Below are 14,132 nucleotides of genomic sequence, written 5' to 3' on the forward strand. Positions count from 1 at the left end.
ATTTATGATGCTTTTTAAAAATTTATTTAGTTTTTATCTCTACTTGATCTTAATTTTTTTGATTATTTAAGAAATTTGTCCTATTATTTAGATTTCTTAAGTATCTTACTAATAGTGGGTAAGAGTTTTTGATTCTAACCTTTGATTCAGGCTTTTTCTCTTCCTTCTTTCCATCCTTTTTTTCTAGATGATTTTCTGGAAGAACTTTTTCTTTTTCTTGCTTTTCATCTTTGGCAGGTTTGTCTTCCTGCTTTTCTTTTGGATTTTGAGGATTTTCTTTATTTTCTTCCTTTGTTTCTTTTTCTTCTTTTACTTCTTCTTTATTTTCTGGAAGTTTTTCATCCTTAGCCCCGTCTTCGTTAGGGGCTTCCTTTTCCTTGTCAGCTTCTTTTTTATCTTCTAAGTTTTCTTTGTTAGCTTGTTCTTTTTTGTCTTCTTCGCTTGTGATTGTGACTGTTTCTACCTTTGTCATAGCGTGACCTAGCTTAGAACTTAACTCTTCTAAAAATTCTTTATAATTTTTATCTTTCCCGTCAGTTAAATCTGTTAGGTAATTTATATCTGTATCATCTGCAAAGTCTAAGGCTAGATTTCTAGCCTCACTTGGATTACCTTCGGCATAGTCTGACTTTAGGTCGATTTCATCATAGGCTATAAGCTTATCGGCTGCCTTTTCCTTAAGATCTTGTGATTGCTTTAAAAGAAGGGCTATATTTCTATATTCCTCCTCAGCTGCCTCTTTGTCGCTTAGCTCTAATTCTCTTAAGCTTTCTAGTTCGCTATTTAATAATACTTGTCTAATTATCGTATTTATAATCTTTGCGTGGTTTAGAAGCCTATTTGTTAGTAGCTCTAGCTCCTCATCTGATGGTTCATCATTTTTCCTTACAGGTGAGCTTACCCTTGCTTCTAGGGCCTTTTCCATGTCTTTATTGGCTGTTCTTAAAGAATTGATTAGCTCTTTTGACTTATCATTTTTCCTATCTTTATTTTCGCCAGCCTTGATTATCAAATCTCCCATTGTCCTTTTTGAATCTTTAAAATCATAGACTCCTACTGCTGCAGATTTGACTTCTTCCTTGCTATCCTTATCTAGGACATCTATCCTAGCTAGGCTAAAGGCTGGTATTTGATAGGTCTTTGGATTTGCTATTGTTTCTGTTTTTTCTACGAGGAGATTTGGATCTATATAATTTATCACAAATTTAGACTTGCTTAAGTCTGGTGAGTCTAGGTCAAGATAAGCGCCCAAATTTTGTTCTTCCTTGCTATCATTAATTAGGTATTTCTTGTAAGGAAGCTTTGTAATAGGGTCATCCTTTTTAGCTTCTTTATTTTCATAATCTCTTAATTCAGGCTTTGTATCTAGCTCAAAGTCATCTTCATCTTTCTTGGTGATTTTTGCATCTACCTTGCCAAAACTTTTATCCTCACCCTTGCTTACTATATAATATATAGAATAATCGCCTGGTTTAGCATCTTGATCAAAGTTTGCTTCTATCTTTATGCTCGCATAGTCTGAAATGTTTGTCTTAATCCTAAAACCAAGGACATCTTCACTTTCTATTTGTTCTGTCTTATCTAGGAGATTTTTGCCTGTTTTGACATTAGAATCACTTATGACATTAACAAGCTTTAGGGTCTTATTTTCGCTATTTTTAAGGGCAAATACTGATATGGTATACTCGCTGTCTAAAGAGTTGGCATGGATGCCAAGCATGAATGATAGGGTAAAATTGTTTTTATCATCCTTTATTTTTTTATTTAGTTCAGTCTTATAGGCTGTGACCTTGATTGGTCCTTCTTCTAGGTTAAACTTGCCTGCTTGGCTTAGGTAATTTGTATTTTGTGGACTAGTAGTAGGGCTTGTGAGATTTATCCTAGGGCTAGGCACACTTGGCGCTTGGTATGTATTATTAACACTTGGTGTTTGACTTTCTGCGGCTGGGGCTGGTGTATTGTCTATCTCACTATCTTCTATTAGTTTTTTATTTTCTTCTGGCTTAGCCACTTCTTCTTTGCTAGGCTCAGTTATATTTGTAATCGGCTCTGCTGGCTCTTCTGTTGCTCTTACTTGGTTTGGTAAGGATATGAGAAGAGCTAGGCTTAGGAGTCCGTATTTTATAGGTGTTTTTTTCATAATCTCCTCCACTTACCTATATTTTATCATAGATTACAAATATTACAACGACTTTTTTATAGTAATTTTAAGATACTGACAATTTATAAAATATAAAAAGCAGGCATTCCTGCCCGCTTTTTACATTTTATAGACTTTCTAATGCTTTTTCAGCTTTTTCGATTAGTGCATTTGATTCTTCTACTAGAGTTTCTAGTTTATCCTTTATATTTGTTATTGTTTCAGGTGTTTGTTCTAGTAGGATTTCTGCTGCTCTTGCTTGTACTCTGTTGTTAAATACAGCATCTTCAAGCTTTTCTTTTGTTGATTGACCAGCATCTGTTACTGCTTCTTCTTTATCAGCATCAGCTTGGTCTGCATTTTCAGAATCTTCTTCGCCTTCTTTCTTTTCAGCGTCTTTTTCTTCTGAATCAGCCTTGTCAGCATCTGTTTCTTCTTTTGTTTCTGCTTCTTTGTTTTCTTGAGATTCTTCTACAGCTGGTTTTTCAGTATTTTCAGCTTCTTTTTTGCTTCCATTTAGGCCATCGCAAGCTGTAAGTGTTGCTGCTGCTAAAAGTATAGCTATTATTTTTTTATTTGTTAATTTCATTGTTTTCTCCTTTTTTCTTCAAAATTACATATATTATAGCGGCTACTACTAAAATTATAGCAACCTTTGCTATTCCATTTATACCCGTTTTTACAGGAGATCCTGCTTTTGTTACGGTTTGGACAGGACTTGTTGTTGGTGCGACTGTTGTGGTTGTCACACTTACCTTCTTATCATTGATTAGGTCATAGAATTCTTTTTTGACCGCCTCATAATCATCCATAGTCTTGCCTGGCTCATTTAGGCTATTAATCCTGTCAGCCATAGCCTGTCTCTTATCTTGTGGGATTAGTTTTTGCTTTTCCTTAAATTCTTTGGCTAGGGCTTTTATGCTTTCTTCAAATTTATCGCCATCAAGATTTTCGATAGCTTTTTTTAGATTTGTAAGGGCTCTATTAACCTCATCTAGGCTTGGTTTATCCTTAGCTACGACTTCCTTTGCGCTTGCAAGGGCTTGGTCATAGGCATCCCTGTTTACCTTTTTGGCCTTTTGATATTTAAAGCTGCCTTCTTTTAATTTCTTATCATTTGAAACAAGGACATTTAGCTCATTTAGTAGGTCTTTTCTTTCCTTGAGAGGGTTACTGTCGAATATCTTTTTGATGATAGCCTTGATTGAAGGATCTTCTAAGACTTCGCCTAGGCTTTGGAGAGCCTTTGCTTGCTTATCCTTATCGTCAGGATTTTTCATTGAGTCTTCGGCTAATTCTAGGGCTTTTTCAAGCCTTTCTCTAGATACTTGATTTACATTCTTATAATCCTCATCGGCTTTTACCATCTTTAGAAGGATATAATTTTTATTTATGGTGTACCTTTCCTTGCTTATGTCCCCACCCAAATACTTTCTCGCATTTGTAAGGATTTCTAAGATATGACCTGCTAATTTACTATCTGCTTTTCCAGAGTCTTTTAGATATTTAGCAAGTTCCAAGAAGCCATCATATTCCTTTGCTGCATCCTTATCTTTAGGTTTTTTATAGGCATCTAGTCCTTTGAATACATCAGAGATATAGATTTCATAATTTAATTTTCTAGCAGGTGTTGATAATTTGCCATCTATCTCATCCTTACTATCCTTGATTGCCTTTAATAATAGGTTGATATTAGCTCTATCAGGACTTGTCTTGGCAAGCTCTTCTTTGGCTAATTTGATGAGATTATTGTAATGATCTATTGTTTCTTTCTTGCTAGAATTTTCTTCAAGGTCTTTGTAATTCTTACTTGTTCTAAACTCTTCATCTTCATTTACAAGTTTTTGAAGCTTATCAGATGACTTGTACTCTAGATTTAAGATTGATTCTAGGATTTTATCGTGAGCTTTTTTTACTTCCTCAATACTTAATTTCTCACCATTTGCAAGTTTATTTAGGATATACTCTCCATCTTTTATGGCCTTATCATAGGCATCTTTAGCTTCAGTCTCAGCATTTGTATAGGCTGTGCTTTTTTTGATATTATCCTTGTTATCAACTAGGATTTTAAGGGCTGCCCTTGCTTCTTCTACAGTTTTAAAACCGGTAGTTTGACTTTTTAATTTAATTTCATCCGTGATTTCTTTTAGCTTATCATTAAGTTTAGTATAATCTTCTACGCTAGCTTCTTTGTTTTCCTTAAGCTTTATAGCTTTTTCAATATTTTCTTTATAGGAATCCTTAAGGATATTATCATCTTTAAATTTGTCTTCTTTTAGGATTTTTTCGATATTTTCCCTATCTTTTATATAGGCATCTAATGTCTTTTTAGCTTCTTCTAGCTTATCTTTTTCAGACTTATCTGTCTTTACAGTCTTAAGATTTAAGTCTTTTCCGTCTATAGTATATCTTTCTTGATAGGCATTTTTAACTGCTTCTAAAATTTTGTTATAAGCTGCATTGCTCTTATCATCCTTATCGATAGTCATGTTTTTAAGACTATCGTAGGCTTTATTATAGGCAGCTTTTTGTTCTGCTTTAGCTTCCTTATAAAGATTTGAGCCTATGAATTCTTCATGACTATTAAGAAGTTTATCTCTATCATCTATGGCATCTTGGAAGCCATTAACTTTTGTTTCTTCAGGATTTAGCTCTTTATCTAGGGCTTTGATTTCTTCTTCGCTTACCTCATATTCTTCTTTATCTTCATACTTTTCCTTTAGATCTAAGAAATTCTTATTGATAGCTTCTTTTAAGTCTATGAGTTCTTTGCCAGCTGCTTTTTCTAAATTTTCATTTTTAAGGATATCCTTCGCCTTAGTCAAATCTTTGTTGATATCGATATAGGCTTGGTCCTTATCATCGACCTTTTCTTTATTTTTATCTAATAATTTTCCTGCTTTTATTATCGCTACTTTCAAAGATTTTTGATTTTCTTTAGCACTTTTTTCTAGGTCTTCAATACTTGTTTTTAGGCTCATAGAAAGACCATCAAGCTGGTCTGCTTTTTTATCTTCACTCTTAAGATATTCATTCGCTTGACTATAAGCTTGGTCATAGGCTTTCTTGCTCTCATCACTTGCTAGCCTATAAGAATTGCTAGCGACTTTGTTATTATAATCATTAACATAAGCTTTTAGGTCATTGATTTTTGTATCTGTTTCCTGATTGCTTGCCTCTGAAGCATAGGAAGGGTTATTTATAGTACTTATTGGCGTGCTTAGGACTAGGCCTAGGGCCAAAATACTTGTCAGTAGTTGTTTCTTCATCACATTCTCCATGGACTCTATTTTAAAAAATATTTATTCTTATCTTATAATTATATGTCTTTGATGATTTTTGTCAATAAAGTCCTAAATTTCAATATTCCTTAGCTTTTAATAATACTGGGCTAGGGCTAGCTTGGCCTTTTTAATCAATTCTTCTTGGTCCTTGATTTGGCCATCTAGCTTATAGCGGACTTTGGCCACTGTTTTTGGTGCAAATTTTATGAGATTGTAGCAAGATTCTAATTGGATTTCGGCCTTTTTTATGGCTCTGTTTAACATTTCAATTGAATCTTTGTTCTTTTCCCTTTTGTAGTATTTAAGCTCTAGACTTACCCTATCTAGCTTTTCTTTTTGCTTTTGAAGCTTTTCAGATATTGGCTTTAGGGCTTGGTCAATTTTTGGCAAGACTACAGAATCTGATATTGCATTGACATAAGAGATTAAAAGCTTGTCATAAACCTCTTTATCGGTCCCTTCTTTCATTACAAAATATGATTTGACATATTTATATAAGTCTTCGGCATTATTTGCCCTTATCTCATAGCCATTTAGCCTTGCTCCCTGGCTTAGGTTTACGCTTAGCATGGCTGATTCTATAGAAGGGATTACATTTGTGACATAATTATCTAGCTGTGAAGAAACATTGTAAAGATTAGCCCTTATGGCTTCTTCGTTTGTTACAAACTGACCACTCTTGCTTATATAAGCCTTGGATTTGCCTTGGATATTTGAATAAGTCTCATAGATTGAGTCATATTCTTCTTGAAGCTTTTTTTCTTCGATCTTTAACTCTTCGATTTTTTGATCTATCTTTGTATCCGCAAAGGCTATATTTGGCCCCACAAAGGCAAAGGCTAGGGCAAGAGCCGCTATTTTTGTGTATTTTTTCATAGATTTCTCCCTTCTATATTTTCTTATAGGTATTATACCCACAAAGTAGCCATTAAATTAAACTTATTTCTGAGTGAACACCTCTTTTTTTGTCTTATTATAAAGGATAAAGCCCCTTACTTTTTCATCATCCTGGCTAGAATTTTTAGCTAGGTCTATGAGCCTATCGTCTTTTTCCAAATCCTTTATCGGAGCTCCTGGCCTGTATAAGATGTATTCATCATCCATATCTAGGCCGAGGGCGAAGTCTACATTATAGTAGATGTCATCGTGAGCACCTTCCTTGCTTGTAATCTTGTATTCAGATAGCTTAGCTTCATAGCGATATTCATCTAGCATTTTTGTAAGGTCGATTTTACCGATAAATTCTGATGAGTGGATTTCTTCTGCATGGTAAAAAATCTGTGCCGTCGCACTTAGGCCATAATCCTTGCCATCAGCGGCGATTTTCCCAAAATAATCTCCTCTAAATTTACCATCATTTTCAAAGATTATTTTTGTCTGGCCTGTGCCTTCGCCATAGGTCCTAATTAGGGTTTGAAAACATAGTTTATCAAGGATTATAGGCCTTATACTTTCTATATTAAGGCTTTCTTCTCTACTTTCACTTTTAGCTTTATCAGCTTGATTTTTATCTTCACATCCACTTAAGGCTAGCATGGCTGATAAGCAAACTATCCCTATTAGATTTTTACGCAAGCCCTAAACCCTCTTGATTGATAATATGAATCTGCACCATTGTGGTAGGTGAAGGTTCTGTCATATTTTTTGCTACAAAATAGGGCCCCATCCAATTCTCTTATCGCATCTGGTGTATCAATCCAGCTACTTGTTTTTGTATCAAGGTCTTCTAGGTCTTGGATGGCATAGTATTCTTCTTCTTTTATTAGCCTTAGGCCCATTTTCTCAGCTTCTTCTAAGGCTGATGATGTTGGTGGATTTTTCTTTCTTTCTTCCCTGGCCTTTTTGTCATAGCATAAATTGCGGCGGCCTTCTGGGCTTTCCTTTGCCATATCTACATATACTAGGCCCCTAAAGACTTCTAAATCCACCAGGTCAGGTTCTCCACCTGTCTGATCCATCTGAAATACAGCTTCATAAAGATCTTCGTTAGACATAAGTGAGCTTTGGACAAAATCCCATTTGATGTGTTTATGTCTATGCATATTTGCCTTAAATCTTTCTTCTAATTTTTGTAAAAACTTCTTGTCAAATTTTTCCATTAAGCTACCTCCTCATGATTTCCTAGATCTTAGCTCTGCCAATGTATGGGCTAGCAGTGAAATTGGACTTTTAAAAAGCATCCTTGGCCCTGCATATCGCATGACTTTTTTGATGATTGACCTGTGCTTTTTATCATAGCAATGAATCTTGCAAGTTGAACAAAAAGGCTTATCATCCCCATGGGGACAGGCTTCTAGCCTTTTTTTGACATAGGATTTTAATTCATCCTTATCATGATCTTCATCGGGATTGCCTTTGTAATAGATGTCTATCATCTGGCAGACTATGGCAAGATTCCTATCCCTTTTAGTCTTCATTTTCTGCCAATTTTTTTAGGGCATCCATGTCAGTGAGATCATCGATTCCGACTGATTTTAGCAAATCTGCTATTTCATCGCTTGCCTTATCAAGCTGGGCTGTTAGATCATCTATTTCCTCTTCTGCTTTAGATTTTTCTACCTTTGGCTCATCTACAAAGAAAACCTTGCCTGTCTTTGGGTCAAAACCTACGGTGCCTGATGTATTATCAACTATATCTATATCATCTCTATCTTTATTGTCATTTTTTGCTTCTAACATAATAACTCCTTATTTTTCTCTTAAGTATATTTTAACATTTTTATCGAAGAATTTAAAGCTATAGAATTTTTTTAGCTTTAGTAAGAAAAATCCCCAACTAGGCCGCACCTAGCTAGGGATCTGCTTTTATTTAATTTATTACCCAAAACTTGCCTTCGTGCTCTTCGATTTTTGAGTTGTTTGGTATGGAGGCAAAATTGCTTTCTGCCTTTGGCCTGTTTTTAAATTCATCTATAGTTCTAGAATTTTTAATATCCGCATCTGATTTGAGGAAATAATCGTAGATTACAAAATCTTCGATATTTTCAACATTTCCTAGGTCAAAATTAATCACAGGATCATCCCAGGTAGTATCTATATGATACCAAACTCCTAGGACCTTGACCATATTCCACATATGATCTTCGCCATTTCTTTTGGACTTGCCTGTTAGAAATATTGTCTCAAGGCCTGCTTCCTTGGCCATTAGGTCAAACAGACTGGCATAGGCATTGCAGACTCCACCATTGCCATAAATTATAGATGATGGATGGTAAATTGAAAATCCGCCGCTTATGGCATTTTTATCGCCTTTGTTGTAGTTGTTTTTCTTTACTATAAAGTCATGAATTTTTACTACCTTGGCATAGTCTGTAAGGTCTGGTGCAATATTTTCCCTTACCCATTCTTTTACAAAGTCTTTTAGGTTATATTCTAGGTGCATATCTGCCCTGTAGGATACGTCAAAGTTGGCATTTTCTATATAGGTCTTGCCATTTGAGGACTTGGATGGATTGAAGGATGTATTGATCTTGCAAGAAGCATACTGGCTATAATAGAAGTATGGGTCTTCTTTGGCAACTTGGGTGAAAAGCTCTGATATGTCTTTGTTTGTCGATATCTTATCTACTTTTACCGAAAAATACGAGCTCCTATTTGTCAGATTTTCTCTAATGTCTTTTCTTATCCTAATATTATCCCTGAAGGAATCCTTTATATTATCAATCTTTTTAATGATTTGACGGCCATTTGCTACAAGTACAGTAAGCTTTTCCTTTTTTTGTGGAGATATTTGGCCAGTATTTATGTAGGATTCTGCCGCATCCAGGACTCTTTCATTTCTAGATGTGTCTAGACCTATAAATTTTTCCTCAAAGGCCTCGCTATAGGCTAGAGCTGTGCTTTTTGGAAGAAATATTAGGAGGGCTAGGATTAAGAGGGTCTTTTTTGATATTTTCATTGTGCTCCCTTATAAAAAGCTAACAATAAAGACCTAGCCTAGGCTAAATCTTTATTCTTATGCTTATTTTGTTTTACTTAAGTTTTGCTTCTGCTAATTTTATTAATTCTTCTGATCTTTGTAGCTTTCTTATCAAGACATCTTTTACCTTGGCTACGGTCTTAGGAGCATTTTCTAGTAGGTATCTAGCTGATGCTGCTGTTTTTTTATTGTCTTCGATAGCTTTTTTTAGTCTTTCTCTAGCTAAAACCTTGTTTACATCTCTTTTTATAGCTTGTCTAGCTTGGTTGATGCTTGCTGTTGCTGCAGCAAGTTGGTTTTGCTTTGGAGCTTCGGTTTGTAAAAGAGCCCTAGCATCAGCAATTGCCTTTTCATAGGCTGCTTTGGTAGACTCAGAAGCATATGAAACGTAAGCTTCAGAGCTTACTACATTTGCCCTATCACCTACTGCATATTCTAGTTGTTGTCTTTGAACTTTGTATTCTTCTGTTTGTGTTTCATCTTGCTGAGCTTCTGTGGCATAGGCAAGATTTGTATTTGCAAGACCATATCCTGTTAAGGCTAGGTTTGCTACTAGTATTGATAGTCCTAATTTTTTGATAAATTTCATTTTCCTATCCTTTTATTCCGTTAAGTTCGTTTAATTTTTTCTCTGCTTTTTCTATATCAGCCTTAGATTTTTTAAGCAGATTTTCTAGTTTGCCCTTTACTGGAGCCACTTGTTTTGGAGCCTTTGCTAGAAGAAATTCTGCAGAGCTTATAGCTATTTTGTTTCTCTTGATGGCTTCTTCTAGATTCTTTATTAAGCTTTCATAAGCACCACTTCTTTTATTTACTTTAACAAGGGCTTCTCTTGCTGTTTTTAGGGCTTCTGTTAGCTCTTTATATTCAGCTGCGGTTTTCTTGCTAGACTTATCTTCTACACTTGTTTCTGCAAGTCTTAGAGCTGAGATGAAGGCATCAAAGCTTGCCTTTGTGTATTTATCTGCTTCTGTTCTTAGGGCAGATGATGTTTTGATTTCAGCCTTTAGGGCATCTTTGTTAGCTATTGGTGCGTAGTCATTTGTAATCTTATTTCTTGCATCCTCTAAATTTTTAGTGAGGGTGTAAAGCTTTGATGATGAAATTTTTTCATTATCTGTGTTAAGAAGTAAGAAGCTTCTTGCCTCATTAAATGCATTGATATAGGCTGTTTTTTCAGTGCTTTTTGCATTTTTGTAGGCATCAGAGTTCATGAAATTTGTATCATCTTTAACAAGTTTATCTAAATCTTCTGTAGATACTTTTTTGCCATCTAAATCTTTTATAGCTTGGTCTAGATAAGCTTTAGCATCCTTGATCTTTTCGTATTTGTCTACATCTGTGCTGTAGGCTGGTAGAGTTTTTTCTAAATCTTCTGCGTTTTTAAGCCTATTATCAAAGTTTTGTTGGTAATAGGTGCCTGCGTTTAGGTATTGGTATTTATTCTTTAAAACTTTTGCATTCTCTATGCTTTTTCTTAGGTCTGCTAGAGTGTTAAAATAAATTGTACCCATATCTACACTTGTTGATGTAGTTGTTGTTGCGTGTGATTCTTTTATGCTAGGAACTATGGCAGCAGATGCTATCATAAGTGCTAGCATAGCTTTTTTTAAGTTATTTTTTTTCATAATATGCCTTTCTTTTTTCAAATTAAAGTCTTTGTTATAATATACCCTTTTTGAAAAATTTAAAAACATTATTGGCCTTTAGAGCCTAAAAACCACAAAAAAAGCCTCTTAATTATTTCTAATCAAGAGGCCTTTATTTTATTTAAGAATTTTCTTTAGATATTTCCCTGTGTATGATTTTTTGACCTTGGCTACTTCTTCTGGAGTGCCGGTGGCGACAATTTCTCCGCCTCCATCTCCTCCTTCTGGACCTAGGTCGATGATGTAGTCTGAAACCTTGATTACATCTAGGTTATGCTCGATTACTACTACTGTATTATTTTGATCTACAAGTCTATTTAAGACTTCTATTAGCTTGTGGACATCTGCTGTGTGAAGACCTGTAGTTGGCTCATCTAGGATGTAGAGGGTCTGGCCTGTTGATACCTTGGCAAGCTCTGTTGCAAGCTTTACTCTCTGAGCCTCTCCTCCAGATAATTCGGTGGATGGTTGGCCGATTTTGATATAACCAAGGCCCACATCATAGAGGGTTTGGAGTTTCCTTACAATTGGTGGGTGGTTTTGGAAAAATTCTATACCTTCCTCAACAGTCATATCTAGGACTTCTGAAATATCCTTGCCCTTGTATTTTACTTCGAGAGTTTCCCTGTTGTATCTCTTGCCGTGGCAAACCTCACAAGGCACGTAGACATCAGGAAGGAACATCATATCTACCTTGATTGTCCCATCTCCCTTACAAGCCTCGCACCTGCCGCCCTTGACATTGAAGGAAAATCTTCCCTTCTTAAAGCCCTTCATCTTGGCCTGGTTGGTCATAGCAAATACATCTCTGATGCTGTCAAAAAGCTTGGTGTAGGTGGCTGGGTTTGACCTTGGAGTTCTACCGATTGGTGACTGGTCAATGGCTATGACCTTGTCAATCTGGTCAAGCCCTATAACTTTCTTGTGGATACCGGCGTGGATTTTTGTCTTGTTAAGCTTCCTTGTTGCAACCTTATATAGGATTTGATTGACAAGTGAAGACTTGCCAGAGCCGGACACACCTGTAACTGTGGTGAGGGTTGAAAGAGGGAATTTCACGTCAATATTTTTGAGGTTATTTTCCCCAGCCCCGATTATTTCTATAAACTTATCAGACTTACGCCTTTCTTTTGGTACAGGGATTTTCTTCCTACCAGCCAAATAATCTCCCGTAATAGAAGCCTTGTTTTTCATAATCTCATCAAGGCTACCCTTAGCGACAATCTCTCCCCCGTGTATACCAGCCCTTGGGCCGATGTCAACTATATAATCTGCCGCCCTCATGGTATCTTCGTCGTGTTCTACGATAATGAGGGTATTGCCTATATCAGTGAGGTTTCGTAGAGAAGTGATTAACTTGTCATTATCCCTTTGGTGAAGACCGATAGATGGCTCATCAAGAACATAAGAAACCCCCACAAGGCCAGAACCTATCTGAGTAGCAAGCCTTATCCTCTGACTTTCCCCGCCAGAAAGAGTCGCCGCAGCCCTATTTAGGGTCAAATAAGATAAGCCCACATCATCTAAAAACTTGAGCCTACCCTTAATTTCCTTAATAATAAGCTCGGCAATCTTTGCCTTCATCTCAGACAATTCCAAATTTTGGAAAAATTCTATAGATTTGGCCACAGAAAGGCGGGTAAGTTCTGAAATATTTAAGCCACCAACCTTGATAGCCAAAACCTCAGGCTTAAGCCTATCTCCGTGGCAGACCCTACATTCCTCTTCGCCCATGTATTCCCTAAATTTCTTCTTTTGGGCATCGGAATTGGTCCTTTGGTACCTATCCCAAAGGTTTTGAATGGCCCCTTCAAAAATCCCCACATAGCGTTTTTGGCCTGAAAAGTGAGAATCAAAAATAAAAGAAAGGTCATAGTCAGTTCCATAGAGAATATCGTGAATCATACCCTCCGGAGCATCCTCAAGAGGTCTGTCGTGATCAAATTTATAATGGTCAGCAATTGCCCTTACTACTTGGTAATAGTAGGTACCCTTGCCAGAACCGGCATAAGGATCTATAGCCCCTTGATTGATAGAAAGGCTATAATCAGGGATAATAAGGTCCTTATCAATTTGTAAATGAAAGCCAAGCCCATTACACTCTGGGCACATACCAATCGGTGCGTTAAAGGAAAACATATTTGGAGTAATTTCTGGCAAAGACACGTGGCCTTCAGGACAGGCAAGCTTGGATGATAAGAGAATTTCTTCTTTTCCAATCACATCCACAATCACAAGCCCATCAGCAAGACCGATAATAGTTTCAAGCGAATCAGCAATCCTAGACTCAATTCCAGGCTTCATCTTAATCCTGTCGACAATTACTGAAATGTCATGCTTTTTATTCTTATCAAGGTCGATGTCATCTTCGATTTCATATCTTTCTCCATCGATCATGACTCTGACAAAGCCTTCTTTTCTAATATTTTCAAGAGCCTTCTTGTGCTGGCCCTTCTTGCCCCTAATCACAGGAGCTAAAAGCTGAATCCTTGAGCCCTCCTCTATTTCCATAATCCTATCAACCATCTGGTCTACAGACTGGGCCACAATAGGCTTGCCACAAACTGGACAAAAAGCATCGCCAATCCTAGCATATAAAAGCCTATAATAGTCATAAATCTCAGTCACAGTCGCAACAGTAGACCTAGGGTTCCTATTAGTAGTCTTCTGATCTATAGAAATTGAAGGAGAAAGCCCCTCAATAGCATCGACATCAGGCTTATCAATCCCACCCAAAAACTGCCTAGCATAAGAAGACAAGCTCTCCACATAACGGCGCTGGCCCTCAGCATAGATAGTATCAAAGGCAAGAGTAGACTTCCCAGAACCTGACAAACCAGTAAAGACAATCATCTTGTCACGAGGCAAAGTCAGGTCAATGTTTTTGAGATTATTAGTCCTTGCTCCTTTAATAATAATGTTTTTTTCTGACATTAACATTCCTTTCTTTTTTTATCCTAGATAAATTATTTATTCTTTATTTCATTCTGAATTATTGTTATTATTTATTAATTTTATTTATTGTTTTGTCTCTTAATGAATTATTGTTATTTACTAATTCTCTTTGTAATTTTATCTTTTAATAAATAATTATTATTAACTATTGAATCTTCGTCTCAAGGGGGAGCCCCAAGGGACCT

General features: G+C 36.2%; 12 protein-coding genes. All 12 read right to left on the reverse strand.

The window, feature by feature from the left end:
• Positions 1-49: 49 nt before the first annotated feature.
• The 12 genes from ACCQ42_RS03375 to uvrA all read right to left on the reverse strand — a co-directional run bounded on the left by ACCQ42_RS03375 (position 50) and on the right by uvrA (position 13,926).
• The gene (locus ACCQ42_RS03375) at positions 50-2,140 is read right to left on the reverse strand and encodes a hypothetical protein (RefSeq protein WP_410035376.1); all 2,091 of its coding nucleotides are present in this window, start codon (positions 2,138-2,140) and stop codon (positions 50-52) included.
• A gap of 127 nt (positions 2,141-2,267) precedes the next feature.
• Positions 2,268-2,729 (reverse strand): hypothetical protein, encoded by a 462-nt coding sequence (locus ACCQ42_RS03380; RefSeq protein ID WP_311532077.1) that lies wholly within the window; start codon positions 2,727-2,729, stop codon positions 2,268-2,270.
• Positions 2,713-5,409 (reverse strand): hypothetical protein, encoded by a 2,697-nt coding sequence (locus ACCQ42_RS03385; RefSeq protein WP_410035377.1) that lies wholly within the window; start codon positions 5,407-5,409, stop codon positions 2,713-2,715. The genes ACCQ42_RS03380 and ACCQ42_RS03385 overlap by 17 nt, the downstream gene beginning before the upstream one ends.
• Before the next feature lie 108 nt (positions 5,410-5,517).
• The gene (locus ACCQ42_RS03390; protein ID WP_410035378.1) at positions 5,518-6,300 is read right to left on the reverse strand and encodes a hypothetical protein; all 783 of its coding nucleotides are present in this window, start codon (positions 6,298-6,300) and stop codon (positions 5,518-5,520) included.
• 63 nt (positions 6,301-6,363) lie between these two features.
• Complete coding sequence (locus ACCQ42_RS03395) at positions 6,364-6,999, reverse strand: hypothetical protein (protein WP_410035379.1); 636 nt, start codon at positions 6,997-6,999, stop codon at positions 6,364-6,366.
• The gene (locus tag ACCQ42_RS03400) at positions 6,984-7,523 is read right to left on the reverse strand and encodes a DUF4256 domain-containing protein (protein WP_106461563.1); all 540 of its coding nucleotides are present in this window, start codon (positions 7,521-7,523) and stop codon (positions 6,984-6,986) included. Before ACCQ42_RS03400 ends, ACCQ42_RS03395 begins: the two co-directional genes overlap by 16 nt.
• A gap of 12 nt (positions 7,524-7,535) precedes the next feature.
• Entirely contained in the window at positions 7,536-7,841 is a 306-nt protein-coding gene (locus tag ACCQ42_RS03405; RefSeq protein ID WP_410035380.1) for a nitrous oxide-stimulated promoter family protein, read from the reverse strand.
• Positions 7,831-8,103, reverse strand: coding sequence for a hypothetical protein (locus tag ACCQ42_RS03410; RefSeq protein ID WP_106461559.1), 273 nt, complete (start codon positions 8,101-8,103; stop codon positions 7,831-7,833). The genes ACCQ42_RS03405 and ACCQ42_RS03410 overlap by 11 nt, the downstream gene beginning before the upstream one ends.
• A gap of 130 nt (positions 8,104-8,233) precedes the next feature.
• Positions 8,234-9,322, reverse strand: coding sequence for a transglutaminase domain-containing protein (locus ACCQ42_RS03415; protein ID WP_410035381.1), 1,089 nt, complete (start codon positions 9,320-9,322; stop codon positions 8,234-8,236).
• Positions 9,323-9,395: 73 nt separating this feature from the next.
• Positions 9,396-9,932, reverse strand: coding sequence for an FIVAR domain-containing protein (locus ACCQ42_RS03420; protein ID WP_106461556.1), 537 nt, complete (start codon positions 9,930-9,932; stop codon positions 9,396-9,398).
• Between the two features lie 4 nt (positions 9,933-9,936).
• Entirely contained in the window at positions 9,937-10,971 is a 1,035-nt protein-coding gene (locus tag ACCQ42_RS03425) for a hypothetical protein (protein WP_410035382.1), read from the reverse strand.
• 138 nt (positions 10,972-11,109) lie between these two features.
• Positions 11,110-13,926, reverse strand: a complete 2,817-nt coding sequence (gene uvrA / locus ACCQ42_RS03430; protein WP_410035383.1) for an excinuclease ABC subunit UvrA — start codon at positions 13,924-13,926, stop codon at positions 11,110-11,112.
• Positions 13,927-14,132: the final 206 nt, after the last annotated feature.

Source organism: Anaerococcus kampingae (assembly GCF_046365475.1).
Taxonomy (GTDB): domain Bacteria; phylum Bacillota; class Clostridia; order Tissierellales; family Peptoniphilaceae; genus Anaerococcus; species Anaerococcus kampingae.